Raw genomic sequence first — 26,096 nt, 5'->3', positions numbered from 1 at the left:
TCTACTAAAGGTAATTTATGAAATTACAACCCTTGAAGCTATTATGTTTAAGCGGTTTGGGCTTATCTTTGTTTTTGGGTAATTCTGCCGCCTTTGCCCAAGTTAACGACGGTGGTGGTATTGTTGTACCTACTACTTCCGATCCCTATCCATCTGGTTCATCAAATCCTGTTGATACAACAACAGGTGTACCCACTTCCTCAACAGGTACTGTAGTTACTGGTACCAGATTTAGCTGTCAAAATACTAACGGTCAATACGTTGTTATGTATCAGCCCGAAAGTCAACCAGGAAGATTCTTTCCTTGGGCGGCTCCTGCACAATTGGGCGGTGGTTGGGATCCCTATAAACGTTGTGTTACCATTGCTCAACGCTTAGAAGAATATCGTCCCGATGGCTTGCAAGAACTCCAAACAGGTTTTTTAAATAACGAAAATATTGTCTGTGTTACTACCGAAGCTAACTCTAGCTGTCGCATTGTCTTGACAGTACCACGGGACAAAGACCCATATACTGTCCGCAATAGCATTTTCCAAAACTTAATTTCTGCGGATGATGGTCAACAAACTACGGCTGTGAATACTTTCCGCAACAATAGAGGTGGAGTAGATGAAATCTACAACATAGGTCGCACAATTTTGGGTGGAAGCAATCGTCAAGTTAGCTCATCAAAAAGTGGAATTAATCTCAAACCTTTTCTCGACCGCAAAGATGGTGGAACTGGGACAAAGTTACGCAATGGTGTCGCAATTCGCCGTCAAACTCCTACTCAATCTCAAAATCGGACTCGCTTAAATCCTGGCAATTTCCGTTAACAGATTGTGATTTTATAGTCTCAAATGTTGTTTTTCAGTAGATAGGGAAAGAGAGGAAGCTAAAGAAAACGCGAAAAGTTATAGTTTTCCTCATTCCCTTTATCGTACTCATACTGTACGTTTCAGTAATCAACAAATCAACGCCATCAGTACGAAAGCACTCAGTTGCTAAGGGGTGGGATACTGGAAACTGCGAAGAAAGTTCCTGCACTTTTATGCAAATTAATTATTCCCGCGTTATACATTTAAGCCATATTATTGATAGAAATATTCCTTTATGGCCGGGCGACCCACCAGTAGAATTTACCACTGTTGCGGATATTGCCGACGATGGTTACTATCTGCGGCGTTTTGCTTTGGGTGAACATAGTGCTACCCATATCAACGCCCCCAATAGTTTTGATCCTGCTGGCGCGGGAATTGATGAATATGCGGCGGACTCACTAGTGTTATCGGCGGTAGTGATAGATATCTGCGAAGTTGCAGTTGATAATCCTGATTATGCTTTGACTACAGCTGATATTCTGGCTTGGGAGGAAAAATATGGTGTTATTAAAAGCGGTAGTTTAGTGCTACTTTACACTGGCTGGCAGCATAAGTGGACAGATAGAAACGTATTCTTTAACCAAGATGCTCAAGGAATTATGCACTTTCCAGGGTTTAGTAGTGATGCTACGCAGTTTTTGTTGGATAAACGACAAATTGCAGGTGTAGGAATTGATACTCACGGTGTTGACCCCGGACAAGACCACAGTTTTACGACTAACCGTTTAGTGTTGGCACAACAAGGCATTATTTTGGAGAATTTGACGAATTTAGATAAATTACCACCTCAAGGTACTACATTAGCGATCGCAATTCTCCGATTACGTGGCGGTTCTGGTTCTCCTGTGGGTGTGTTGGCTTTTCTGCCTTAACTTTTGTGTATAAATTTCGCATCTGATTTAATTTAAAAAACAAATCAAACAATTTGACCTGTGAAAACTTTTCAAACATCATCTAACAAACTCAACTAATTGCATAGTTGCATTTATGTAAAAAGAGTTATAGAGAAAGTGCGATCGCACTTTCTCTATAAAATGCTCAGATACAGAAATAAACAGTATAAATTAATATAAAAACTTTGTTATTCAGATTCAAATACATGTAAGCCAAAGGATGGGATATTTTTTCTCCCATATTATTGACATAATTAGCAGTATATGTATAGAATAGAAATTTGTGGAAACTTTACCTCTTAATATAAACGCTTGGCTAACGTCATTGTCATAGGTGCTCAGTGGGGCGACGAAGGGAAAGGCAAAATCACTGACTTACTCAGCCGCTCCGCAGATGTAGTGGTACGTTACCAAGGGGGTGTCAATGCTGGGCATACGATCGTAGCCCAGAATCAAACTTTTAAACTCCACCTGATTCCCTCTGGTATTTTGTATCCAGATACCGAGTGCATCATTGGCTGTGGGACAGTCATTGATCCACAGGTTTTGATTGCAGAACTCGACCAACTAGAAAAACTTAATATTTCCACTGCCAAACTGTTGATCTCTGAGACAGCCCACGTCACGATGCCCTACCATCGGTTGATTGACAAAGCATCAGAAGAACGGCGGGGAACTCATAAGATTGGCACTACAGGTCGAGGAATTGGCCCAACTTATGCTGATAAATCAGAGCGTACAGGCATCAGAGTTTTAGATTTGATGGACTCAGAAGGTCTGCGCGACCAGTTAGAGTGGACAATCAATTATAAAAATGTCCTTTTAGAAAAACTTTACAACCTGCCGCCCCTAGACCCCAAGCAAGTAATTGACGAGTATTTGGGGTATGCTGATCGATTGCGTCCTTATGTAATTGATACATCGTTGAAAATATACGATGCCATCCTCCGGCGACGCAACATTTTATTTGAAGGAGCGCAAGGTACACTCCTAGACTTAGATCATGGGACTTATCCTTATGTTACCTCGTCTAACCCCGTAGCAGGTGGAGCTTGCGTCGGTACAGGGTTAGGGCCGACAATGATAGACCGGGTAATTGGAGTATCCAAAGCCTACACAACCCGTGTGGGAGAAGGGCCTTTTCCCACAGAGTTAGACGGAGATTTGGGAGAACATCTGTGCGATCGCGGTGCGGAATTCGGCACAACCACCGGACGTAAACGGCGCTGCGGTTGGTTTGATGCGGTAATTGGTCGCTATGCTGTCCGCATTAACGGTATGGATTGTATGGCAATTACTAAACTTGATGTTCTCGACGAATTAGAAGAAATTCAAGTTTGTATTGCCTATGACATAGATGGTGAACGTTGCGAACACTTCCCCACCAGTTCCCGTCAGTTTGCCCGTTGTCGCCCCATCTACAAAACCATGCCAGGATGGCAGAAGTCTACAAGCGACTGCCGTACCCTAGAAGACTTGCCACAGCAAGCACTAGACTACCTCAAATTCTTAGCAGAATTGATGGAAGTGCCGATCGCGATTGTCTCTTTAGGCGCAAGCCGAGACCAAACCATAATTGTAGAAGACCCCATTCACGGCCCCAAACGTGCATTGCTGCACGCAGACGGCACACCCGCCTCCTTGCTGAGTGCATAGTATTTAGTCAATAGTCCATTGACCATTGACCATTGACCATTGACCATTGACAAAGGACAAATAACATGGCTGTGACAGTTGAATCTCAAAAGCGCCCAGAAGGCAGTAAACCAAATGCTTTGCGTCGTTCTGGTTTAATCCCCGCCAACTTGTATGGACATAACGGTACAGAGTCTATTTCTTTGGTAATTGATGCCAAAGTTGTTGAGCGCCTGCTGAAAAAAGCTGCGGTTAACAAGACAGAAATTGAACTCAACATTCCCGATCTTGAGTGGACGGGTAAAACAGTTTTAAAGGAAGTTCAAGTTCATCCAGCCAAGGGTACACCTTACCACTTAAGTTTTTATGCTGGTACTAAACGTTAGAACAGGTGTATAACCTGTCTTTAACAACACTCTAAATTAGTAATAATTGCTGATGATGCCAGGGGTAAAACCCTGGTTTTTTGTTAAGCTACAAACGTGAATATTTAAATTAAAAATTGCAACCGCCGATTTACGCCGATGCACGCCGATGATTTGAGATAATAATCTGCGGTTTAAAAACTAATACTGGCAATATGACAGAAGTAACTCTTCCAGCTTTAATTCAGCAGATGTTACAGCCGGGATTTTATCCCCATCCTGTAACGGAACCTATTCAACTCAGCCAAACCCACGTTTCTTATGTATTGCTGACGGGAGATTACGCCTATAAGCTAAAAAAACCAGTCAATTTTGGGTTTTTGGATTTTTCGACTTTGGAAAAGCGGCGGCATTTTTGTCAGGAAGAGTTACGCCTGAATAAACGAGGAGCCGCTGAACTGTATTTGGAAGTGTTACCCATAACTTTGGAAGGAGAGGAATATCGTCTAGGAGGAACAGGAGAAGCTGTAGAATATGTAGTCAAAATGCGTGAGTTTCCCCAAAAAACCCTATTGAGTAACTTATTTGCAGAGGGCAAGTTGAATGAAGCTAACTTGAAAGAATTGGGACGGGTTGTAGCTCAGTATCATGCCAAAACCGAGACAAATGATTACATTCGGAGTTTTGGCGAAGTATCGCAAGTGCGGGCTGCATTTGATGAGAATTATGAGCAAACTGAGAAATATATCGGTGGCCCCCAGACACAGCAGCAGTTTGACGAAAGCAAAGCTTATACAGATAAGTTTTTTGCTGAAAGGCAAGAGTTATTTCAAAAAAGAATTCAAAACCACCGTATTCGAGAATGTCACGGAGATTTACACCTCCGCAATATTTGTTTGTCGCAAGATAAAATTCTGCTATTTGATTGCATAGAGTTTAACGAACCATTCCGCTTTGTTGATGTCATGTTCGATGTTGCTTATGCGGTGATGGATTTGGAAGCGCAAGAACGTCAAGACTTAAGTAATGCTTATTTAAATACTTATTTAGAGCAGACTGGTGATTGGGAAGGCTTAGAGGTATTGCCTATATATTTAAATCGGCAGTCTTATGTAAGGGCAAAAGTAACGTCATTTTTATTAGATGATCCTGGTGTACCAGCAGAAGTAAAACAAGAGGCGACAAAAACCGCAGCCAAATATTACAAGCTGGCTTGGGAATATACTCAACCCAAACAAGGACGGCTGATTTTAATGTCGGGGTTATCAGGTTCTGGTAAGAGTACAACAGCCAAATATTTAGCTCGACAATTTAATGCGATTCATATTCGCTCAGATGCTGTACGCAAGCATTTGGGAGGAATTTCTTTGTCAGAACGTGGGGGTGATGATTTGTATACCCCAGAAATGACCCAGAAAACATATACACGGTTGTTGAACTTGGGAACTATACTAGCTAATCAAGGTTTCACCGTGATTTTAGATGCTAAGTATGACCGACAACAACAACGCCAAGAAGCTATTTCCCAAGCAAAAAGCTACCAACTACCTCTTCAGATTATCCACTGCACAGCACCCGTCGAAGTAATTCAAGAACGTCTAATTAATCGTACTGGTGATATTGCTGACGCTACGGTAGATTTATTAGCATCACAACTCAAACAAGCTGAAGTTTTTACTGAAGCAGAAACACCCTACGTTCATACTTGGGATACGACTCAAGCACACGAGACACAATTAAAACTTCTGAGCGAAAAAAGGGTTTAAAGGCAAGGGGGTAAGGTATTAGTTAAATTTTCTCCCTACCCCTACACCCTTATACCCCTATACCCTTACACCCTTAGTAAACTCATGGCTAAAAATAACAACTTATTTAATTTCACCCCTGACTTTATTTCGCAGTTAATATTTGGGTCATTTTTAACCTTCATTTTAATATTGACTGGTTCACCCGCATCCTTGAGTATTTTCTTAGGAATTCTCGGTGGGTTCACCTTGGGTTGGATGACCAGTACGAGTAAAAATAGTCCCCAAGCGCCAACAGTTGCCTCTTCTGATGGTATTGATGCCGGACTTAAATACTGGTTATTTTTCTTACTAGGCTTTGTGTGGCTGGGTTACTCAGCACCGATGAGTATCTTGCTAGGGGGAATAGGTGCTATTGGTAGCGGCTGGATTATTGCTTGGTGGGGTAGCAAAGAAGAAACTAGAACACAGTTACCAGTTGAAACTTTAGAAGAGGGAGACGAAAGACCAAGTCTCAGATCTACTACACAGCAAAAAAGAAGACCTATTCGTCGCTTCCGTCGCGTTAGAGGGATTAATTTTAGATTTTGGCAAAGGTGATGAATAAAGGCAAAGGGTAAAAGTCAAAAGGTAAAAGGTAAAAGGCAAAAGTTATTGTTACTGGCATCTTTTTACTTGTAATTTAAGTATTAGTAACCAATTATGTTTTTATACCTTTCCAAGTTGTTACCACTGTTGTTTTATCCTTTAGGATTAGCCAGTGTGAGTTTAGTAGTGGCTTTGATCACACTATGGAAACAACCGCGCACAGCAACAGCAGCGATCGCTTTTTCATTAACTTTATTATTATTTTGTAGTAATGCTTGGGTGGCTAAGGCATTGGTGCGATCGCTAGAATGGCAAAATCTCCCATCTCAGCAAATGCCAAATGCTGAAGCAATTATAGTTTTGGGTGGTGCAACTAAATCAGCCTTTTTTCCGAGACCTGATGTTGATTTAAGTGAACAAGGCGATCGCATCATCTATGCAGCACAGCTATATCGTCAAAAAAAAGCACCTGTAATTATTGTGAGTGGTGGTCGCATCGACTGGCGAAATGGTGGTACGCCAGAATCAACAGACATGGCCAGTATTCTGACAGAAATTGGTGTACCATCACAGGCAATTATTGAAGAACCATTATCTCTCAATACTTATCAAAATGCTGTGAATGTCAAAAAAATTTTGCAGTCTCGTGGTATTCAAAAAGTATTATTGGTGACTTCGGCTATGCACATGCCGCGATCGCTGAAAATTTTCCAACGTCAAGGTATTGATGCTATCCCTGCACCAACTGACTTTCTCGTTAGTCAAGGCGAACTACAAGAACTTGGTAGTACACCCAAAGCAGCTTTGCTCAATTTGTTACCGAATACAGATAACCTACATCAATTTACTAATGCTTTGAAAGAATATATAGGTAATTTGATTTATGGCTTACGAGGCTGGCTTTAAAAATTGTTGCGTGGTCGCCAGTTATCTCATACCATTTCACGAAAATCTTGATACAAATTCATTGGTTGTTTACTCTTTTCCCCTGCCCCCTGCTCCCTGCTCCCTGCTCCCCTGAGGTCTATTTGTATCAGACTTAAAGTGAAACGGTATCAGCCGCAGTCGTGTTGTTGCTAATAGCTATAATTTCAATAGTCTGGAAGTTTTGGTGGTTGAATCTCTCAAGACCCAGAACACTATGTTGTGAGAATCATGCGTCAAGAATTACCTCATATTATTCCCTCTCCCCAACCTGAAGTTGAAGCAACTTTTAGTGGGTACCAAACCACCCATGAATTTTATTATGAAGTTCAGCAACGCTTAGAGTTTCAGCGTTATTGTCAATGGTATGACGCTGAAGCAAAATATCACCGTCAAGAACTTAAAAAAATGCGCGGCGAACTCAACATTTTTCGGTGGTTCCTTCGCCGCTTTTGAGAAGTTTAGATAATTTCTAACTCATTCTCGCGCAAGTGGGCTTTAAATTTTTTACTAAACTGAACTAATACTGGCAAGTTAGCACTTACAGGTCTACCTTGCCATTGAGTCACAATATCCACAATTTCGCCTTCTGAGCCTTTGAGGTCAAAAGCTTGAGAGCGATGTTCAGGATGATGGTAGACTACTACCGATTGATTAACACGGACGCGATCGCCAACTTTCATAAGAACATTTATACCTAGCTTTTGCGGTTCTACAAGCATCTCCACAGCCATCCCTCATCGAACTTGCTGCTTGAAAAACAAACTGTTGAGAACAGTTTTTTCCCATATCATCAAGACAAACGCTTTATTTTATGCGTTTATCACTTTTATACAAACAAAGCCTGACCGTGCAGGCTTTGTTCATAGTTAATCAGCGACAAATGTCTCACTGCTTTTTTCCTCGTTGCACTTGTCCACTCTTGCTGGTGTCTCAAAAGCGCTTTTTTGAGGATTTGTCAGCTAACAGGCTAAGAAAGACTCGTTTTAGTTTTTCTGTGCGTTTTAACGACAGTTCCAATTCTACATCAAATGGATATTACGTTCCTAGATGCTGTGTCTGACAGTCATAGAACTTATGCACAAAGGTTTGTTGTTGAGATTGAGTATATAAGTTTTGATTACTGGCGCTGTGGACAGGCTGACTGTATTGGTTGAGGTAATTTCTGACATCCTTGCTGGAATGTTTGGGGGTTTAGTAGCCACCAAGCGAATAATCCCAAAGTTGTACCCCCAACTAACAAAGCTAATAATCCGCCAACGGTTACTAAAGGCTTTTTACGTTGATGAGGTTTCTTGATTGGTGTGGGTATTGGTGGCGGTGTTGGTTCCTCTGTCAAATCCAAGTCTAATAAGGCTTGAGCGCTTTCTGCCAAAGCAGGTTCTTCTAATTCTGGTGTTTCTGGTTCGACAATCTCTTCTGGTGGCGATACTAAAGTTACTGGCACTAAGTATTCTTTAGAAAGACGGCAAAGAGTGAGAACCACAGAAGTATTATCATGACCATTTTTTTGGTTGGCAAGATTAATCAAATTCTGCACAGTTTCTGCAATGGAAGCTTCACCTGCTAACACAGGAATAGCAAACTCTTGCCAAGAATGTTCCACCCAATCGTTATCACTTAAACCGTCAGAACACAGCAATAATAATCCTTCTTCATCAATGATGAATCTTTGAATTGAGATTCGCAGAGATTCTGCATCTTTTGTGCCTAATGCTTGAGTCAAAGCTGTTGCATCTTGTCTCTGGAGTGCTTGACGATATAAACTTCTGCTATAGCGGACTTCTCGCCACGCTACATCATCATCTACCGTTAGTAACTGGCAGTAGTTACGGGTTATCCAGTAAGCGCGGCTATCGCCAATATTAGCTAAATAAAGTTCATGGGCATTATCGGATATCCATCCTGAGATTGTGGCGATTCTTTGGGGTAATTGCAGTGCCATGACCAAGGTTGTTGCCATTCGTTCTCTACCTTGGCGTTTTTGTTCATCATTGCGGGAGGAAATTAAATTATTGACTACCCGCAAACTGGCTTCTAGCTGTTCTTGCAATAATTTTGGCGCTACGGGTTCAGTTTGTTCGGCGACTTCTGCTAATAAGGCACGGATTTGCAATTTTAATGATTGTACTGCCATTTGGCTGGCAACTTCACCACCTTGATGTCCACCAATGCCATCACAAACCATTGATAAGCGTGGGATGAGTGGATTATATGGTTCATCGGTACTGGGATAGCAAGTGTCTTCGTTTTGGGTGAGTTCTGTGCCTATGTCTGTTGCGCCTGCAACTTGCAAACTAAGAGGTAATTCGGCAGCGGCTGAGAGTAACAGTCTATTAAGTTGAGTGGTAATAGTTTCTAAATCTACTGGGCGATCGCACATTTGCTCAACTATCTTCTGCAATGATTGAGCTATCTGTGGTTGAGCTAATGCTATCAAAGACTGCCAAGATTTTCTTAAATCCCTTAAGCTGGGTTTTTCATCAACTTGGGTGGGATGCAGTTCTAACAAACGCACACACCAACCTTGAACGCGTAAATTATCGGGAATGAGTAAACTTTGCTCAACTTCTAGTTCTGCTAAAGGTTGCCAAAGTTGGAGAATTTGCCATAGCCAATAAACTTGTCTAACTGCTGTGGCTTGTTCCCAAGCATCAGTAATGGTGGGGTAAAGATTGCCTGTTGCATCTATCGGCACATTTTCTAGTAAGAGAATATCATCTTCATCCTCAAAAGAAGCCACCCCATAGACTTGCGGAAGATGTAACTGCTGTTGATATAGCTTTAAGTAAGGAATAACGGCTTTTGGTAAGTCTTGTAAGGTTTCTGGTGGTAGACCTGGTTGAGTATCCAGCCATATTTGTTGTTGAATAACTTCATATCGCTCTGCAACTTGCGTTTCGGGTAGAATATTGGCGGCTAAAGTGCCAGTAGCCCAAAGGTAACGGTGAATTAAGGGAGTTTGACAATTAGCACAGATGCGCTCTTCTATTGGGTTAGCCGGGCGATCGCAGCTAGGATTTATACAATAAATTATGCGTTCAGTTGAAATCATCATAAATAAGACTTACGCATTGACAAAAATTTTGTCGAGATATTGGCAATCATTATAGGACTCATACTAATTTGCAATTCGTAATTCGTAATGACAAAAGTCTCACAGTTATTCCTTCTGCCTTTTGCCTCCTGCCTTCTGCCTTCTGCCTCCTTCTCTTCACCGTGCATCGCCAATGATGACAAATGGCGACCAATAAAAGGGATGGCGGTCAATTTGCTTTAACTTGGCTTGTTGTAGTGCTTCTCCTTTACTCTTACCTTGCTGGAGATTTGTATAAAAATCAATCATAAGTTTTTGGGTTGATTCGTCTTCAACCGCCCACAAACTCGCCATTACTGCTTTAGCGCCAGCGCGTTCAAATATATAGGCAACACCAGCAATACCTACGCCTTTATCATCAATTTTTTTGGCAGTTTGACAAGCACTAAGGGTTAATAATTGTGTACCTTTTAAACCTAAAAATGCTGCATCGGCGATGTTAAACTGTGCATCGGCAAACAGCAATGAATTATTTTTTAAATTTATTGTTGTACAGTCGGCATTTTGGAAGCAGCCATGAGTTGCTAAATGGACAAAATTAAAGCGAAAGACCTGATTTTTGAAATTTGCTAGGGTGGCTTTATTGCCAGGATAAACTTCGCTTCCTGGTAGTAATTTCTCGATTTCGTTAACTTCTGTTTCTGCACCTGGTAAATTCTGTGATTCACGAGGTACAGGATTACCAAAAGCCAAAACTTTTGGTGCTTGGCTTGTAGTTTCTTTTGATGAACTTAAAGAACTTGTAGAAATGCGGCTGAGATAATTAACGGGATATTTTTGGATTAAATACTTATCTGTTTTCCTGTCTCTGAGGGTTTCAAAAGGGAGATAGCTGAATTTGCCTGTGGCGATGATGCTTAATTGCTTGGGTTGCAATTTTTGGATTTCAGCTTCTACAGGTCGAATGAGAATATCATATAATTTAGTGCTATTTTCTGCAAAACCAAAATCACTGTCATCTTCTAATTGCTCTAGATATTGGGTAAGCAGTTGATCAAAATCATCTGGTTTGATTAATGTTTTAATAACGGTTACTTTATTTTTAGTTAAGATAAATATTGCTAAAGATTTTGGTATATCTCTTGCATTTGTTAGCAAGACGGGTTGAATTACTACCGTATCGGCGGAGATAGATGATTTAAGCTTGTCAATATCGGCGGGTGTGGTTTCAAAGAGTTCGGCAACTTCGGGAAATTGGCGAGATATATCTGTGGCTTGCTGATAGATTTGTGTTTCTAATTGGCGAACTTTTTCAGCAAAGTCTGCGGAAAAGTTATTTTGCAGTTGTTGTCGTTGAGTTTCTAGTTGTTGATTTTTAAAATTCCAATTATTAATAGCTTGTTGGGCTTCGGGGTTAGCAACTTTGGCATTAATTAGACGATTGTAGTCAGCTAAATCAGCAGTGCTGAACAGGTTAACCCAGGCAAAAGCTTGGTCATTTTTCTTTTGATTAATCAAGACATCAACTAAAGCAGTTGCACTCCAGTCATTTTGCTGTAAAAACTTTTGGCGATTTTCTTGCTGTAAACCCCGACGCAATTCTAAGTTGATTTGCAGAGATTTTTCTAAATCAGTAATAGCTTCACTTGGTCGATTAGTATTTTGAAATAATATACCTCTATTAGCCAATGTAATAGCTTCCCCAGAGCGATCGCCCACAGCACGTCTAAGGGGCAGAGCTTGGTTGTAAAATGACAGTGCTTTCTCCTTTTCTCCTAAATCGTCGTAGACTGAACCAATGTTATTGAGAGTGGTGGCTTCCCCAGAGCGATCGCCCACAGCACGTCTAAGGGGCAGAGCTTGGTTGTAAAATGACAGTGCTTTCTCCTTTTCTCCTAATGCGTTGTAGACTGAACCAATACCAGTGAGAGTAGCAGCTTCCCCAAAGCGATCGCCCACTGCACGAAATAGGGGCAGAGCTTGGTTGTAAAATGACAGTGCTTTCTGCTGTTCTCCTAATGCCCAGTAGACTGCACCAATGTTATTGAGAGTGGTGGCTTCCCCAGAGCGATCGCCCACTACACGAAATAGGGGCAGAGCTTGGTTGTAAAATGACAGTGCTTTCTCCTTTTCTCCTAATGCGTCGTAGACTGCACCAATACCAGTGAGAGTAGCAGCTTCCCCAGAGCGATCGCCCACAGCACGTCTAAGGGGCAAAGCTTGGTTGTAAAATGACAGTGCTTTCTGCTGTTCTCTTAATGCCCAGTAGACTGAACCAATGTTATTGAGAGTGGTGGCTTCCCCAGAGCGATCGCCCACAGCACGTCTAAGGGGCAGAGCTTGGTTGTAAAATGACAGTGCTTTCTCCTTTTCTCCTAATGTGTCGTAGACTGCACCAATGTTATTGAGAGTGGTGGCTTCCCCAGAGCGATCGCCCACTGCACGATATAGGGGCAGAGCTTGGTTGTAAAATGACAGGGCTTTCTGCTGTTCTCCTAATGCGTCGTAGCAAAACCCTAGATTATTAAGCACTATTGCTTCAAGTTTTTGGTCTTTCTGTTCTTGTGCCATAACCAAAACTTGCTGGAATATGGGGATGGCTTGTTGATATTCTTGTTGTTCTCTCTTTTGTATTGCCTGTTGTAGTAGTTTTTCAGTTGTTTGTGCTTGGGGTGTTTCTGTTTCTCCCCAACTGGGTTGAGCGATGAGTGTCACTGTTAAGGGCGTTAGGTAAACACATACAGCTAATATACTGGTAAGAATTTTTTGCATATTGCAATTTTTTATAAATAGAGAGCCTTAGATCCCCGACTTCTTAAAGAAGTCGGGGATCTTGTCGTTCACAAATGCTCAAGCGATCGCACTTTTGCAAACACTACATTTTTATATAGTAGGGCGATCACCAACTCAAATTTGATGCTATTTAAAGTAACTTCCGCTTTCCCTGAAGTAACTTCTGCTTTCCCGGAAATAACTTCCGCTTTCCCTGAAGTAACTTCTGCTTTAGGGAAACTAACTTTTGTTTTCCTGGAAGTAACTTCTGCTTTAGGGAAACTAACTTTTGTTTTCCTGGAAGTAACTTCTGCTTTTACATTTCCGTATTTTCTTCAGTCTGTAGTAGTTTCCGCTTTAACATTGATTATTTAACAAAAATCAATAATTTTACGTATGGCAACTTTTTATACAATTGTTCACTATAGAGTAAAGGTTAACTCAAAAAATGAGTATTAATTATGTCAAGAAGAAAGCGCACTTCACGTATTCTCGAAAAAGCCGAAATGCTTCTAGCCAGCATTAAATCTATCAGTTCAACTCTGGATGTAGGGGAAGGATTAACAGTCACAGATTATACTGAAAAAATAGAAAAGATGAGACAATTACTGGAATCGTATAATACTACTCTTTCTAGTATTGATGTTTTATTAACCCAGATTGTGGAAAATGAGGAATATTTAGCAGATTATTCTGAAAATATTTTGCGGGGAATTGCTTATAAGTTTGGCAACAATAGCCACGAATATCAAATGGCTGGAGGAACTCGAAAAAGCGATCGCAAGCGTGCAATGCGTCAAGGTATGGCTTTAAGTATTACCTCAAGCTAAATATTGGTGTTGGTTTTCCTTACGTCAACCCTACTCAGATCCCCGACTTCTCAAAGAAGTCGGGGATCTTGTAATCTAAAAAGTCAAGCGATCGCATTAATAATTAGTTTGAGAGCTAATTTCTTGTAAAATCTCTGAAATTTCTGCTTCTGATTGAATATGTTGTGCCAGAACTTGCGCGGTAACTTCTAGCACGCGGTTAGAAAATAACTTAGCTACATCTTGGCGTAACCCTTGCCCAATATAAAATTTAAGTAATGCCTCACAAGACATATCTCGACTGTTTGCTATTTTCTTGAGCGATTCTAAGGTATCTTTGGGGATTTCTAGAGATACTGTTTCATGAGGGCGTGGGCGCAGTTGTAATATATATTCTTCTTCAGAATTGTTCATAAAGTTTTCTTTCTGTACGAGTTGCTAGACGAGCAGAAATGATCCGATTTCGTAATCCACATACGTTACGGCTTAAGCTGTTAAGCATTTAATTTGCACATTGAGGCCGCAGGGGGGCAGGGAGCAGGGAGCAGGGGAGAGGGTTTGCAGCTTTTATTCCCATGAACATGGTGCAACTTAAATGACGATTAGCTTACTAACTGATAACTGATAACTGTGTACTGATTTAATAAGGTGTTGCTTGAATAGTCATTGTTTTTTTCTGCGGATCAAACTGGATTCGATCTACTACATATCGCCGATCTTTAGCTACTGATTGAATACCTAACAACCCCGCGCGGGAAACTACAGGGGGAGCCAACGTAACTTCTGCTTCACCTTTAACTGGATTTTTAATTGTAAAAGTATTTAGAGGTACACCATTCCAAGTTATTGGTTTACCTATAGGGCGTTTGCGTTCACCGCGCATTCTTGGATAAACGCGAGTTACATAAGCAGCGGCATTTTTGAACAGCACTTTGTCAATTTTATTTAGAGGAATAGAGCGAGTTTTGCTACTACGCTGAATTGTTAATGTTTGTCCTTGAGCATCTACTCTAATTACCCTACCACTCACGGATTCTCCATCTTTTAAAGAAATATCCGCTGAATCTGGTAAAGCGATGGGCAATGCTATAACCTGTGATTTTGCTGGTGTTTGTGCTATTAATAAACTTCCCGTCTTGACTTCTTTGGCAATTGCAGATATGGTGTTTGCTGCCAGCACTCCTCCTGTCATCACAACTCCTGCAAACATTACTTTCAGAAAAGCTGCCATAGTCTTTACACTGTTTCTTATGTATTAATTTTTTATTTAACTTCCTTACTATTTAGCAAATTTCCGTAAAATAACGGAAAATAAATTGATTGATTTAAGAAATACGGTGTTTTTCGTTGTTTATTGCAATGTGCAACTTATTTTTAAAACCCCTCTCCAAACCTCTCCCCCAAAGGGAGAGAGGCTTTGAAACTCTATTTTTTCGGTGAAAACAAGTAATATCTCTGCCCCTTTCCGCTTCGGAGAGGGGTTGGGGAGAGGTTCATTCAACTCACATTAATTTATTGAATAATCTATTTTTTGCTAATTCCTTGGAGTGCTTTTGTGACTTCCAACCCCAATCCGACCGCAGATCCAAATATTTTAGGCAAGTTTACTAGTGTAATTGGTTTACTAGGTGCGGCTCTTTTCTTTGCAGGTTGGATTTACCGTTGGGCATATTTTTCTTTTTTCCAACTAGAAATTTCTAACCTAGATTTACCTGCACAGTCGTTTCTTATAGTTCCCATACAAATATTTCTTGGGGATGGTTGGACAATATGCAGAACAGCGATCGCTTTTTTGTTGGCGGCGATCGCTATTAACGTGACTCTATGGTTAATTAGAGTCACTAGCGAATTTATAGTTAACAGTTTTCACGATTTATCACATCGCCTCATCCGCGCAACTCAACATCGGCGGTCAATCACAGCTAGATTTATCAATTCTCTGGTTAACTACAGTTCTCAACAGCTGCGTTTAGTAGATTTTTTGCGATCGCTTGTCAATGAAATTGTCATTGTATCTTGGGTTTTAATTGTCATCTTTTGGTTAGCCCAGTGGCAAGGCATTGCTGATGCAAGGCGAGATGCGGGGCAAAATTCCACCTTACCTGTAATTGCTCTTATTTCCCCAGCAGACAAATTTGTCGCGGGACGCAAACTTGAAGATGAGTTTGCTGATCCGCCATTAAAAGGCTACAAAATAATTGGCGATAGAGGTTTATTTGAAGATCTCCGCGGTCAAGAAGATACTGATGTCAGTAATCCCCAGCAGCCGAGAGTTTGGCGTTTACTTCTAGAACGTAGCGGTTGGATTTATTTGTTTTCCACACTACCACCAAATGCCCCACCGAATAACCGTCCAGCAGTCATCGCTATTCAAGAAGGTGATCCAGGACATTTGCTCATTCTCGCGCCAGATGTTTCTAAAACCATTGCACCTTAAAACTAAGGTATAAATACTACCAAAGAAGGCGATCGCTTAAACACTAAATTTGTAGTGTATGAAAAATGGCGAAGTGCGTAGGTAGTTGATCTCATGAATTTCGATTACATTCAGATGTCAAAGACTTGCTGGCTAGAATAGACTGGTTTTGTGTACATCTGGCTACATCTTGTCACTGAAATTAATCAAAATTAATTTTCAAAAGATAAAGGTTAGCTTTGTGTAAAACATCTATTTATCAGTGGATCTAAACTTAGAAATCCTTTTCGTAAATGTAGTGTCTAGGATGGCTCTATGCCAAGTTTTACTTTAATTTGGCTCCTAGCTGGATCGGTTTTGTGTTTATCGGAACTGTTTTTACCGTCAGCTTTTGTAGCCTTCATGATGGGAATTAGCGCCTTTGTAGTGGCACTACTTTCCCAACTTGGTTTGAGTTTATGGTTACAAGTAGCCGTTTGGCTATTGCTTTCAACAATGTTGGTGTTACTATCCCGGCGATTTTTGCAACCGCGACGACGCAAGTCAAAAATTCAAGATGCAGTTATAGCTGAAACATTAACAGAAATTCCGGCTGGTAAAACAGGGCGAGTGCTATATGAAGGCAATTCTTGGCGTGCTAGATGCGATGATGACAAACTCGATGTTGCTCCCCATCAAAGAGTTTATGTAGTCAGAAGAGAAGGCACTACGTTAATTGTCATGCCAGAAAATTTATTGCATTCATAGGAAGTATGAAGTGTGAAAGTTGAGATTTGAAAATATTTAATAACTAGGAGATTTACAGTGGAACAGTTTTTTTTACTAGTATTTTTAGCCCTTGGTGGTTCTGCGGTTGCAGGTTCTGTGAAAGTTATTAATCAAGGTAATGAAGCTTTGGTAGAAAGGTTAGGTAGCTATAACAAAAAGCTAGAACCAGGACTCAATTTTGTTCTACCTTTTTTAGATAAAGTCGTCTACCAACAAACCATCCGCGAAAAAGTTTTAGATATTCCCCCACAAAAATGTATCACCCGCGATAACGTGAGCATTGAAGTAGATGCGGTAGTGTACTGGCGGATTGTTGATATGGAAAAAGCCTGGTATAAGGTAGAAAATCTCCAGTTGGCAATGACAAACTTGGTACTAACTCAAATTCGCTCAGAAATGGGACAACTGGAGTTAGATGAAACTTTTACCGCCCGGACACAAATCAATGAGCTTTTGTTACGCGATTTAGACATCGCCACAGATCCTTGGGGCGTAAAAGTAACAAGGGTAGAACTGCGAGATTTAATCCCTTCCAAAGCAGTACAAGAATCAATGGAAATGCAAATGTCCGCTGAACGACGCAGACGGGCGGCAATTTTAAATTCTGAAGGTGAACGGGAAGCAGCCGTTAACAGTGCTAGAGGTAAAGCGGAAGCCCAAATTTTAGATGCAGAAGCCCGGCAAAAATCCGTAATTTTAAATGCTGAAGCGGAACAAAAAGCGATCGTCCTCAAAGCCCAAGCCGAACGCCAACAGCAAGTTCTTAAAGCCCAAGCCATTGCAGAATCAGCCGAAATTATTGCCCAAAAAATCAACACCAACGCCAATGCTAATAAAGCGTTAGAAGTTCTGTTTGCTTTAGGTTATCTAGATATGGGCGCGACTATTGGTAAAAGCGATAGCAGCAAGGTCATGTTTATCGATCCTCGCACCATTCCGGCGGCCTTCGAGGGTATTCGCTCCATAGTTTCTGATACTCAAACAGACTCGAACTCTTTGTTGGCTAAACAAATGAGCGATGTCAATGGTCAATAGTCAATGGTCAAGTGTCAAGGGTCAATGGTTTGACTATGGACTATGGACTTTTGACTCTGGACTATTCATTAACCTGACATTGACCACACAAACCAAAGAACTCTAAAGTGTGGTAGAAAATTTTAAATTTATGATTGGTTTGTAGTTGGTCTTCTAGGTCATGAACTGGACATTGATTAATGGGTATTGAAGTGCCACATTGTAGACAAGTTAAATGGTGTTTGTCTTGCTGCGCTAGGCTGTAGAGGGCTTCACCATTAGCTAAAGTCCGCACTTGCACCAAACCTTCAAGTTTTAAAGCTTCCAAGGAGCGATAAACGGTAGCTAAACCCATATTCTGATTGCGATTACGCAATTCAATATAAATATCTTGGGCGGAAATGCCTTGTTTCATGCTTTTCAGTAGGTTTAAAATCCGCTCTTGACTGCGGGTGCGTATGGCTCTCATAAGCAATTGGGGATATTCGCCACTGTAGTGGAAGCTGTTATACTGGCTATCTAATTAAATTAACTTTAACTGTTTCACAATCTTATTTTCACTCAGTTGGAACAGAAAGTTATAGTATAGCGATCGCAGCATTCAGCAAAAAAACTGTGCAACGGAAGTATCTAGCTAAAATTCTCGTAACGCTTCGTCCTTCAGTCCTAGACCCTGCTGGTGTGGCTGTACAATCTGGTCTCAAGCAAATGGGATACGATACTGTTGACCATGTGCGGATTGGTAAGTACATAGAATTCACCATCATCTCCCCTGATGAGACAAAAGCACGTCAAGATTTAAACATCATTTGTGACCAGATGTTAGCAAATCCCGTGATTGAGAACTATCGGTTTGATTTAATTGAAGTCGAAACACAGACGGGAGTGTTTTAAAAGTTAAACGGTAAAAGGTAAAAGTAAAAGGACATCATCTTTTGCCCTTTTACTTTTTACTTTCTACTTTTTACTTTTTACTTTTTACTTTTTACTTCTCAATGACCAATGACAAAATTCGGCGTTATTGTTTTTCCAGGGTCTAATTGCGATCGCGATGTTGCATACATCACCAGAGACTTGTTAGGTCAACCAACGCGCATGGTTTGGCATCAAGACACTGATATTGCTGATTTGGATGTAATTATCATCCCCGGCGGCTTTAGTTATGGTGATTATCTGCGCTGCGGTGCGATCGCTCGGTTCTCGCCTGTAATGCAACAGGTGATTGAACATGCACAAAAGGGGAAGTTTATTCTCGGTATTTGTAACGGGTTTCAGGTATTAACTGAAGCTAAACTTTTACCTGGGGCATTAACCAGAAATCGTGATTTGCATTTTATTTGCGATCGCGTCCCTTTAAAAGTAGAAAATGCAAATACTCCTTGGACAACAACTTACAGCACTGGTGAAGTAATTACTTTACCTATTGCCCACGGAGAAGGTCGCTTTTATGCTGATAAATCAACTCTATCGGCAATAGAAGACAATGGACAGGTAGTGTTTCGCTATGCAGGCGAGAACCCTAACGGTTCACTCAACAAAATTGCGGGAATTTGCAATCGTCAAGGCAATGTCTTGGGGATGATGCCACACCCAGAAAGAGCATCTGATGCCATGCTAGGTAACAGTGATGGCTTAAGTCTATTTCAAGGGTTATTAGAGAAAGTTGCTGCTTTAGTGTAAATTTAACTTTTTCGGTAAATATAGCAAGTAAGCAGAGGGGAGCAGTGATGTTCCCTAATTTTTTTTGTAACCTGATTAACTGTAAGGTAAGCAATGTCCACAACGTAAAACTCAGGTTTTTAGCAACTTTCCATCATTTCCCACCCGACTTTAGTGCCAATAACCTGATTTTTTGTATAAAGGCACATAGAATTTATCAGATATTTTTGTCAAAATTTGAAATCTCTGTGGCAACTGGCAGAGTATTCGCAATTACTATCTTAGAAAAACTGACTTGATAAATTGCTAATTAAACCTGAGTTAGATGAACCTCTCCTCCACAGGAAAAGGCTTGCAGAGGGGTTTTGATATCCATCAAACTCGCATCAGTTAATTAACCATTACCGCAAAGGCAAATTTATACAAGCAGTGGATTCTCTAATGTATATTCCTGACTCGCTGCAATTATTTATTAAGTGGATACAAGTTTTTGATATTCTGATTTTACAAACCGTAGAAGATGTAGAAAAAAAGTTTATTTTGCCGATGTTTCAGCATTTAGGTTATCCAGATTCCTGTCGGCAGAGTAAGTATGCTTTAACAAATAATTTAGATAATCCAGCCAAGCAACTTAAAAATGCTCAAATTTATTTTGCAACCGATGATGTTATTCAACAAAATGTATCCACATCATTAGTAATTGTTATTTATTTATCGCCAAATACACAATCTTTCTCAGAAGCAATTAATCAAGCTAAATTTTATAGTAATTATCTAAAACCTTTAATTTTGCTAATTACTAATGGCTACAGTCTTAAAATATTTAAATGTTTTCCTTACCATCGAGAAGAACTAATATTTGATTCGATAATTGATACATTGAGAAATAAGCAAGTAGCTGAAAATATTTATTATCAACTTCATTTTGATTCACTTAAAAAAACTAATAAAGCTACACTAAAAAACTTTAGTTATACTGAATTTAGTAATATAGAGAAATATTTAAGCAGACATACGAAATTTGGCAAGATTCTGGAAAAGTCTGAATTTGAGCCTTGTTTACTTAAAACAGGTCATCACTTAATTGTTGTCAAACCCAAAGTTTTAATTGAATGCAATTTACCACAAGCATTTGGCAAAGGTGATTGTGTAATTCAATTTAGTAGCATAATTTTAAGAGGTTTAAAAATTTCTCTAACCCACCCACAAATTTTAGGACAATTGATAACAGGACTTTACACTAAGCCTGAATGGGGTTGTCGTCGTTTTCTCAAACAAATAGATGCAGACACATTTGAGGCATCTTTAGGACAAACAACAGTTATTTTATCTGAGTTAGAAGCAGCAGACTTATGCTTATGTATAGATGCTATTTGTCAAGAATATAAAAAGAGAATTATCGAATTTGAAGATAATTTAGAAACTTGGGATTTTAAATTGGTAGAATTCTCTGATGTCAGAGGATTTCACCTATTTTCTATAGATGTCAAACTATGGAAAATTATGCACAATTTTATAAAAAAATTTAATTATGCTCAAGGAAAATCAGAATGGCATTTATTTGATCAGGGAAATATTTCTATTCGCATCAGTCGAGGAATTCGTGACCATACCTTTATTGTGCCGCGCCTGAGTAATTCTTACTCTGCATTTTCTAATAATCAAGTTGATATCTTCTACGAAATTAATGATATCCACATAGCAACCTTAGAAAGAAGTAACTTAAATTCGTGGCAAGAAGATATTGGTATAAGAGGAACATGGACAGCCAAATATACCAAAACTTGGTTGATAGAAAAATTTATTCCCAAAGTAATTAATTATTATTCTCAGGAATTTCAAGTTTTAGAATTTGACTTAGATAAAAATATCTTAAATTATCAAAATCAACATACAATAATTAGAGAGATGAATGAGATTAAAGATTTATTGCCTTATCTACGAGATATACAAGTATGGCTAGAAAAATATATTGAAAATATTGCAGCTACAACCTTGAAACAATATTATCAAGTATTCACAGATTTAGTGAGAAATACTGATTCTGCGATCGCAGGTTTAGATTACATCACAATGAATTTACAAAAAATCATTTGGAAACTTCCCTCAGCAGAGATATCCAAAGAAGAAATTTGGAATTTTAACGATGTTATCTATTGCTTAGATACACAAGTAGCAAAAATAAATAATTGTCAATACGAAAGTAGTTCACAGGCAGATTTAATCACGCGAGTGTTCATTTGGATAATTGATAATGGGAAAATTAATCATTCTCAAGGGCAATTAAATGTGGCAAAACAGGCTTTATTACCGCTATGGGAACAATGTCGGTTTGAGATGCGCCATGTTTATCCTCATCGTCAATAGTTATTCTGATTTACTTCCTATTTGATTAATAATAGCTTGAGCGATCGCCTCATTTCCATCCTTGGCAATTTTTTGGGTTTGCTTTGGTGGTTGGGGTATTTCATGGAGGAAATTCCAATCACCTGCAAAAAATTCTGCGGGTGTAACAATTTGATGATAATTGTAATTAGTAATTCCTTCTAAAAGATAACTGGCTTCGGCAAAATCATCGCGGGGAATTGTCACCATTGGGATATCCAAACGCGTCGCCTCGGAAAAAGTTCCGTAACCCGGTTTAGAAACTACTCTTCCACAAATTGGCATAAAATCTACAGGGCGGTATTTATTGTCTTGAATTTTGACTAAATTAGGTAAATTAGGTGCAGATTTGTCAAAAGTGATAAATTGCCAATCAGGGAAATTTTGTAAGTTTGTGTAAGGGATTTGCTGTAAACCTAAGCCGCCAAAGGTAAGTAAAATAGTTTTATCTTGTGGTGCAGTTATGCCCCAATTAGTATGTAATTCATCAGCAGAATAACGTGGTAAACCACCTGTTAAACCAACATCGGTAATATTTTTAAAAGCCTGCATTGGTTCATGAAATGGTAGCCGGAACAAGCGATCGCACTTAGAATAACATTCACTAATCCAATCTGCGATCGCGATAAATTCACCTCCCCAATCTCTGTAAATTAAATCCCAACCAAAGTTACTCATCATCCAGCAAGGAATATCTGCGGCTTTGGCAAATAAAGGCGCAAGAAACGGAATATCAGCCAAGATTAAATCAACCCGATTTTGTCGGATAAAATTAACTTCGGAAGCAATTAAAGAATTTTGGTGCTTTTTAATATCTAATAATTTTGCTAAAGTTGCGTCTTTATCCATTGTTAAACTATCGGCTTGTATCACCCCTAAATCAAAAGCGCGGGGACGATGAATAAAATCGCCTTCGATATATGACTCCAGCAACCAGCGTGGCGCAGTCGTCACCATAATTAAAAGTACATCTGGACACAACTTTTGGATAGTTGCAGCTACCGATGCAGTACGAGTAGCATGACCAAAACCGTGATTCGTAATGGCTACGTATAAAATTGGGCGTTTCATATAAAAGTAGGAAGTTTGTAGACGCGTAGCGGCTTGCCGCAGGCTAGTATGAAGTCGGAAATTTTAATTATTTAGTCTTTTGAGAAATGACTATTGACTAAACTTGTCTATTTGTTCGACTAACTCATCCATTTCTGACTCTAAAGTAAAGTAGTGAACGGTGGCGCGAACACAGTCAGGCTTGGCAATTGTGCGGGTGAATATCCTATTTGTCTCTAAAAATTGGACTAATTTTAAACTAATTTGAGAATCATGCTGGACAAATTGAAACGAAATTAAACCGCTTTCTGGTGGAGAAGTTCGCAGACATTTAATTTGCGGTAAGGCTGATAATTTCCGCCAGAGATATTCACTGTTGCGGCAAATTTGCTGATAACGTTCCTCGGCTGTACCCCATTTTTGATGCAGGGCGATCGCCTCCACCAATCCCGCATAAAATGAATAAGCCGATGTCCCGACTTCATATCTCCGTCCATCGGGTAACAAATCTATCGGCTGACCTTGACTATCTTTAATTACACCACGCCAACCAATAAACGTTGGGGCAAGTTTTTCTAATGCGTCTGGTTTAACATATAAACCACCCACCCCAGCCGGGCCACACCACCATTTATGCCCGGTAAAAGCATAAAAATCTGCCCCCAATTCAGTTAAATTTAAAGGTAATAAACCCACAGATTGAGCCGCATCTACTAATACTAAAGAATTATTATTTCTGCATACTTCGATCATCTTTTCCAGCGGTAAAACTTGACCAGTATTCCAAAGGACGTGGCTGAGAATAACTAAGCGAGTATTAGGGCGTAAATTTTCGCTAACAACCGCTACAGGGTCGCCCTCATTTAAAGTTGACATTAACGGACAGGTGGTAACTTCCACATTAAACCGCCGCCCAATTTCTTTCGCTGCGGCAATTACCCCTTGATGTTCGCAGTCAGATAGCAACAGATGGTCGCCAGAATGCCAATCAATTCCCCACAGAGGAATATTACAGCCCACAGTCACATTTTCGGTGAGGGTGATGGTTTCTGATAGTGCGTTTAACTCCGATGCGATCGCTTGTTTGATAGTTTGAGTATATGATCCTATCCAGCGTCCAACTTCATTACCAAAAGGGCCTAGCTGCTGAATATGAGTTTCAGTTTCGATAATGGCATCCATTGCCTTTTTAGGTAACGGCCCTTGTCCACCATAGTTAAAATAAATCTTATTAGCTAAAGCGGGAAATTGTTCTTGATGGCGATGCAAATCTGTTTGGATAGCAGAAATACTGGTCATAAATAATGCCAAAAATCAACATTGTTACTCGTTTAGTGTTTCATTTTCCCACCAATGAGCAAGGTCGCATAGCTGTGCGCCCTTTTTTCAGGGTATAAAAAACCCTTAAGGTTAGGGAAAAAATAATTCTTGTTGCCCGTTCTCTTTTACTCAGTCCCAGAAAGCCATAATTATTGTTAGCTTAAATGAATGTTGATTAATGCTGAACACTTACTGCAATACCAACGCTGCAAACGCCGGCCTATTTTAGATATCAATGCTGACAAAAACCAGCGAGATGCACCTAATGACTTGTTGACTAAACTGCAACAAGACAAAATTGCTTATCATCGCGGTATTTTGGCAGAGTTTAACTATGAACAACCCCAATATCCTTTTGGAAATAGGGAAGCAGCGCAAGCAGCGACTTTAGAATTAATGCAACGGGGAGTTGAGTATATTTATCATGGAGTGCTGTTAAGCAATTATCAAGATTGGGTAGAAACAGCTAGTGATGAATATACAATCCTCAGCCGTCCAGATTTACTGATTAAACAGCCAGGAGAATCTTGTTTTGGTGATTGGATGTATGTTCCAGCGAATATGGAACTGGGTAAACGTCCCAAACAAGAATATCAAGTTGTGGCGGCATTTCATACCCAAGCTTTAGCAACCGTGCAAGGAGTAACCCCCGATAAAGCTTGGTTGATATTGCGTACCAAAGACATTAGTTATTCCGTCGATTTAGCGAAATGGACACCACAGATGTTACAAATTCTGGCGGAGTTCATTCAAGCGCTAGAGTTATCAGAACCGCCAGAGATGTTTATTTCACGGCAAAAATGCAATCTTTGTCACTGGCATAGTCAATGTTACGCGATCGCCCAAGCACAAAAACATCTCTCATTATTACCAGGCGTTACACCTGTGCGCTACGCCCAACTCCAAGAACTTTCTTTAACAACACTGGAATCTCTGGCTAATGCAAGCCCCACCATTCTGGAAGATTTACCTGGATTTGACAGTGTAGTAGCCACTAAATTGATCATTCAAGCGCAAGCTGTGATCGAAAAACGTCCATTGATTTTACCAACGTCTCTACCACCAACAGAACTCGCATTTACTGCACCTGTAGAACTGTATTTTGATATTGAAGCCCAGCCAGACTTAGATTTAGATTATCTTTTAGGTGTTTTAGTTGTTGATAGACAAAACAATACACAACAGTTTTATTCGTTTTTAGCCGAAACACCCGCTGATGAAGAATTGATCTGGCAACAATTTCTCGACTTAGTTTGGCAATATCCTGACGCGCCAATTTATCATTTTTGTGTTTACGAATTTGATACAGTCAAACGATTAGCCAAGCTATATCGTACGCCGAAATCTTTAGTTAATCCTGTTCTTTATAGATTTGTCGATGTATACGAACAATTAATTCAAAGTGTCGCCTTACCTGTAGAAAGTTACGCCCTAAAAGTGATTGCCCGATGGCTGGATTTTGAGTGGCGTAATAAAGAAGCTAGTGGTGCTAAGTGCATTTACTGGTATGATCAATGGTTGGAAACAGGCGATCGCTCTTTCTTAGACATCATCCAACGCTACAACGAAGATGACTGCCATGCTACTCGTAGCGTGAAAGATTGGCTGGCAAATTTTTTTCAAAATGCCCATCAAGTAGCAATACCTAAAAGCTCCTAATTGTATAGATTGACAGTACCCGTAAAATTCCTTAGTATTTGATTGTTCAGACATTTTACTGGTTAAGCCAATTTCTGGATTAATCAAGGGTATGTGTCTGCTTTAGGTGAAGATTGCGTATTATTTCGGATTATAATTATCAACCCTATTAATTGGTAACATCTCAAGTTATTGCAAAATCAGGCAACAAAATACAA

The 26,096-nt window shown here is 39.9% G+C and carries 25 protein-coding genes; 17 read left to right on the top strand and 8 right to left on the bottom strand.

Going from position 1 to position 26,096, the window contains the following annotated elements; translation table 11 throughout:
- The first annotated feature begins 17 nt into the window (after positions 1-17).
- From AC504W_RS01680 to AC504W_RS01645, 8 genes are all read left to right on the top strand, one after another.
- Positions 18-815 (top strand): COP23 domain-containing protein, encoded by a 798-nt coding sequence (locus AC504W_RS01680; RefSeq protein WP_103125867.1) that lies wholly within the window; start codon positions 18-20, stop codon positions 813-815.
- A 215-nt stretch (positions 816-1,030) separates the two neighbouring features.
- A complete protein-coding gene (locus tag AC504W_RS01675; RefSeq protein ID WP_494875929.1) occupies positions 1,031-1,732 on the top strand; it encodes a cyclase family protein in 702 nt (233 codons plus the stop codon).
- Between the two features lie 333 nt (positions 1,733-2,065).
- Entirely contained in the window at positions 2,066-3,409 is a 1,344-nt protein-coding gene (locus AC504W_RS01670) for an adenylosuccinate synthase (RefSeq protein WP_494875928.1), read from the top strand.
- Between the two features lie 65 nt (positions 3,410-3,474).
- Positions 3,475-3,774, top strand: a complete 300-nt coding sequence (gene rplY / locus AC504W_RS01665) for a 50S ribosomal protein L25 (protein WP_494875927.1) — start codon at positions 3,475-3,477, stop codon at positions 3,772-3,774.
- 194 nt (positions 3,775-3,968) lie between these two features.
- On the top strand, positions 3,969-5,519 hold the full coding sequence (locus AC504W_RS01660) for a bifunctional aminoglycoside phosphotransferase/ATP-binding protein (protein ID WP_494875926.1): 1,551 nt from the start codon (positions 3,969-3,971) through the stop codon (positions 5,517-5,519).
- 84 nt (positions 5,520-5,603) lie between these two features.
- On the top strand, positions 5,604-6,098 hold the full coding sequence (locus tag AC504W_RS01655) for a hypothetical protein (RefSeq protein WP_494875925.1): 495 nt from the start codon (positions 5,604-5,606) through the stop codon (positions 6,096-6,098).
- Between the two features lie 102 nt (positions 6,099-6,200).
- Positions 6,201-6,992 carry a YdcF family protein gene (locus AC504W_RS01650; RefSeq protein WP_494875924.1) on the top strand — a complete coding sequence of 264 codons (792 nt, stop codon included), beginning with the start codon at positions 6,201-6,203 and terminating at the stop codon, positions 6,990-6,992.
- A gap of 249 nt (positions 6,993-7,241) precedes the next feature.
- The gene (locus tag AC504W_RS01645) at positions 7,242-7,466 is read left to right on the top strand and encodes a hypothetical protein (RefSeq protein WP_096584591.1); all 225 of its coding nucleotides are present in this window, start codon (positions 7,242-7,244) and stop codon (positions 7,464-7,466) included.
- Between the two features lie 5 nt (positions 7,467-7,471).
- On the opposite strand, the gene AC504W_RS01640 is transcribed toward AC504W_RS01645, so the two are convergent.
- The 3 genes from AC504W_RS01640 to AC504W_RS01630 form a co-directional block, all read right to left on the bottom strand.
- The gene (locus tag AC504W_RS01640) at positions 7,472-7,744 is read right to left on the bottom strand and encodes a ferredoxin-thioredoxin reductase variable chain (RefSeq protein WP_494875923.1); all 273 of its coding nucleotides are present in this window, start codon (positions 7,742-7,744) and stop codon (positions 7,472-7,474) included.
- Positions 7,745-8,130: 386 nt separating this feature from the next.
- Positions 8,131-10,065, bottom strand: coding sequence for a 4-Cys prefix domain-containing protein (locus AC504W_RS01635; protein ID WP_494878523.1), 1,935 nt, complete (start codon positions 10,063-10,065; stop codon positions 8,131-8,133).
- 159 nt (positions 10,066-10,224) lie between these two features.
- On the bottom strand, positions 10,225-12,819 hold the full coding sequence (locus AC504W_RS01630) for a CHAT domain-containing protein (protein ID WP_494875922.1): 2,595 nt from the start codon (positions 12,817-12,819) through the stop codon (positions 10,225-10,227).
- A gap of 144 nt (positions 12,820-12,963) precedes the next feature.
- Between AC504W_RS01630 and AC504W_RS01625 the strand changes: the two genes are divergently transcribed.
- A complete protein-coding gene (locus tag AC504W_RS01625; RefSeq protein ID WP_494875921.1) occupies positions 12,964-13,194 on the top strand; it encodes a hypothetical protein in 231 nt (76 codons plus the stop codon).
- A gap of 86 nt (positions 13,195-13,280) precedes the next feature.
- Entirely contained in the window at positions 13,281-13,649 is a 369-nt protein-coding gene (locus tag AC504W_RS01620; protein ID WP_494875920.1) for a hypothetical protein, read from the top strand.
- 96 nt (positions 13,650-13,745) lie between these two features.
- Here AC504W_RS01620 and AC504W_RS01615 read toward each other — a convergent pair whose 3' ends face one another.
- Entirely contained in the window at positions 13,746-14,042 is a 297-nt protein-coding gene (locus AC504W_RS01615) for a hypothetical protein (protein ID WP_494875919.1), read from the bottom strand.
- Positions 14,043-14,268: 226 nt separating this feature from the next.
- Positions 14,269-14,859: a hypothetical protein gene (locus AC504W_RS01610; protein ID WP_494875918.1), complete on the bottom strand. Its 591-nt coding sequence runs from the start codon at positions 14,857-14,859 to the stop codon at positions 14,269-14,271.
- A 324-nt stretch (positions 14,860-15,183) separates the two neighbouring features.
- On the opposite strand from AC504W_RS01610, the gene AC504W_RS01605 reads away from it, so the two are divergent.
- The 3 genes from AC504W_RS01605 to AC504W_RS01595 all read left to right on the top strand — a co-directional run bounded on the left by AC504W_RS01605 (position 15,184) and on the right by AC504W_RS01595 (position 17,847).
- Positions 15,184-16,065: a hypothetical protein gene (locus AC504W_RS01605; RefSeq protein WP_494875916.1), complete on the top strand. Its 882-nt coding sequence runs from the start codon at positions 15,184-15,186 to the stop codon at positions 16,063-16,065.
- A 294-nt stretch (positions 16,066-16,359) separates the two neighbouring features.
- The gene (locus tag AC504W_RS01600; protein ID WP_494875914.1) at positions 16,360-16,791 is read left to right on the top strand and encodes an NfeD family protein; all 432 of its coding nucleotides are present in this window, start codon (positions 16,360-16,362) and stop codon (positions 16,789-16,791) included.
- 57 nt (positions 16,792-16,848) lie between these two features.
- A complete protein-coding gene (locus tag AC504W_RS01595) occupies positions 16,849-17,847 on the top strand; it encodes an SPFH domain-containing protein (protein WP_494875912.1) in 999 nt (332 codons plus the stop codon).
- Positions 17,848-17,908: 61 nt separating this feature from the next.
- Here the strand turns inward: AC504W_RS01595 and AC504W_RS01590 are convergent, their stop codons facing one another.
- Positions 17,909-18,295 carry a Fur family transcriptional regulator gene (locus AC504W_RS01590; protein WP_096584615.1) on the bottom strand — a complete coding sequence of 129 codons (387 nt, stop codon included), beginning with the start codon at positions 18,293-18,295 and terminating at the stop codon, positions 17,909-17,911.
- 146 nt (positions 18,296-18,441) lie between these two features.
- On the opposite strand from AC504W_RS01590, the gene purS reads away from it, so the two are divergent.
- The 3 genes from purS (at position 18,442) to AC504W_RS01575 (ending at position 21,852) form a co-directional block, all read left to right on the top strand.
- Complete coding sequence (purS, locus tag AC504W_RS01585) at positions 18,442-18,720, top strand: phosphoribosylformylglycinamidine synthase subunit PurS (RefSeq protein ID WP_015113453.1); 279 nt, start codon at positions 18,442-18,444, stop codon at positions 18,718-18,720.
- A gap of 108 nt (positions 18,721-18,828) precedes the next feature.
- A complete protein-coding gene (purQ, locus tag AC504W_RS01580) occupies positions 18,829-19,506 on the top strand; it encodes a phosphoribosylformylglycinamidine synthase subunit PurQ (RefSeq protein WP_494875910.1) in 678 nt (225 codons plus the stop codon).
- A gap of 420 nt (positions 19,507-19,926) precedes the next feature.
- Entirely contained in the window at positions 19,927-21,852 is a 1,926-nt protein-coding gene (locus AC504W_RS01575; protein WP_494875908.1) for a hypothetical protein, read from the top strand.
- Here the strand turns inward: AC504W_RS01575 and AC504W_RS01570 are convergent, their stop codons facing one another.
- The gene (locus AC504W_RS01570) at positions 21,853-22,941 is read right to left on the bottom strand and encodes a glycosyl transferase (protein WP_494875907.1); all 1,089 of its coding nucleotides are present in this window, start codon (positions 22,939-22,941) and stop codon (positions 21,853-21,855) included.
- Positions 22,942-23,031: 90 nt separating this feature from the next.
- A complete protein-coding gene (locus AC504W_RS01565) occupies positions 23,032-24,219 on the bottom strand; it encodes an aminotransferase class V-fold PLP-dependent enzyme (RefSeq protein ID WP_494875906.1) in 1,188 nt (395 codons plus the stop codon).
- 189 nt (positions 24,220-24,408) lie between these two features.
- Between AC504W_RS01565 and AC504W_RS01560 the strand changes: the two genes are divergently transcribed.
- Complete coding sequence (locus AC504W_RS01560; RefSeq protein ID WP_494875905.1) at positions 24,409-25,899, top strand: TM0106 family RecB-like putative nuclease; 1,491 nt, start codon at positions 24,409-24,411, stop codon at positions 25,897-25,899.
- The last annotated feature ends 197 nt before the right edge of the window (positions 25,900-26,096 follow it).

The organism is Nostoc sp. C96, assembly GCF_059384975.1.
This window is presented reverse-complemented; position numbering and strand designations above follow the sequence as displayed.

Coding starts and splice junctions, on each gene's coding strand:
- rplY (WP_494875927.1), top strand. CDS start 3,475: ATGGCTGTGACAGTTGAATCTCAAAAGCGCCCAGAAGGCAGTAAACCA.
- AC504W_RS01640 (WP_494875923.1), bottom strand. CDS start 7,744: ATGGCTGTGGAGATGCTTGTAGAACCGCAAAAGCTAGGTATAAATGTT.
- AC504W_RS01600 (WP_494875914.1), top strand. CDS start 16,360: ATGCCAAGTTTTACTTTAATTTGGCTCCTAGCTGGATCGGTTTTGTGT.
- AC504W_RS01650 (WP_494875924.1), top strand. CDS start 6,201: ATGTTTTTATACCTTTCCAAGTTGTTACCACTGTTGTTTTATCCTTTA.
- AC504W_RS01560 (WP_494875905.1), top strand. CDS start 24,409: ATGTTGATTAATGCTGAACACTTACTGCAATACCAACGCTGCAAACGC.
- AC504W_RS01660 (WP_494875926.1), top strand. CDS start 3,969: ATGACAGAAGTAACTCTTCCAGCTTTAATTCAGCAGATGTTACAGCCG.
- AC504W_RS01630 (WP_494875922.1), bottom strand. CDS start 12,819: ATGCAAAAAATTCTTACCAGTATATTAGCTGTATGTGTTTACCTAACG.
- AC504W_RS01635 (WP_494878523.1), bottom strand. CDS start 10,065: ATGATTTCAACTGAACGCATAATTTATTGTATAAATCCTAGCTGCGAT.
- AC504W_RS01565 (WP_494875906.1), bottom strand. CDS start 24,219: ATGACCAGTATTTCTGCTATCCAAACAGATTTGCATCGCCATCAAGAA.
- AC504W_RS01625 (WP_494875921.1), top strand. CDS start 12,964: ATGCTATTTAAAGTAACTTCCGCTTTCCCTGAAGTAACTTCTGCTTTC.
- AC504W_RS01645 (WP_096584591.1), top strand. CDS start 7,242: ATGCGTCAAGAATTACCTCATATTATTCCCTCTCCCCAACCTGAAGTT.
- AC504W_RS01675 (WP_494875929.1), top strand. CDS start 1,031: ATGCAAATTAATTATTCCCGCGTTATACATTTAAGCCATATTATTGAT.
- AC504W_RS01575 (WP_494875908.1), top strand. CDS start 19,927: ATGTATATTCCTGACTCGCTGCAATTATTTATTAAGTGGATACAAGTT.
- AC504W_RS01590 (WP_096584615.1), bottom strand. CDS start 18,295: ATGAGAGCCATACGCACCCGCAGTCAAGAGCGGATTTTAAACCTACTG.
- purQ (WP_494875910.1), top strand. CDS start 18,829: ATGACAAAATTCGGCGTTATTGTTTTTCCAGGGTCTAATTGCGATCGC.
- AC504W_RS01610 (WP_494875918.1), bottom strand. CDS start 14,859: ATGGCAGCTTTTCTGAAAGTAATGTTTGCAGGAGTTGTGATGACAGGA.
- AC504W_RS01570 (WP_494875907.1), bottom strand. CDS start 22,941: ATGAAACGCCCAATTTTATACGTAGCCATTACGAATCACGGTTTTGGT.
- AC504W_RS01655 (WP_494875925.1), top strand. CDS start 5,604: ATGGCTAAAAATAACAACTTATTTAATTTCACCCCTGACTTTATTTCG.
- AC504W_RS01680 (WP_103125867.1), top strand. CDS start 18: ATGAAATTACAACCCTTGAAGCTATTATGTTTAAGCGGTTTGGGCTTA.
- AC504W_RS01615 (WP_494875919.1), bottom strand. CDS start 14,042: ATGAACAATTCTGAAGAAGAATATATATTACAACTGCGCCCACGCCCT.
- AC504W_RS01620 (WP_494875920.1), top strand. CDS start 13,281: ATGTCAAGAAGAAAGCGCACTTCACGTATTCTCGAAAAAGCCGAAATG.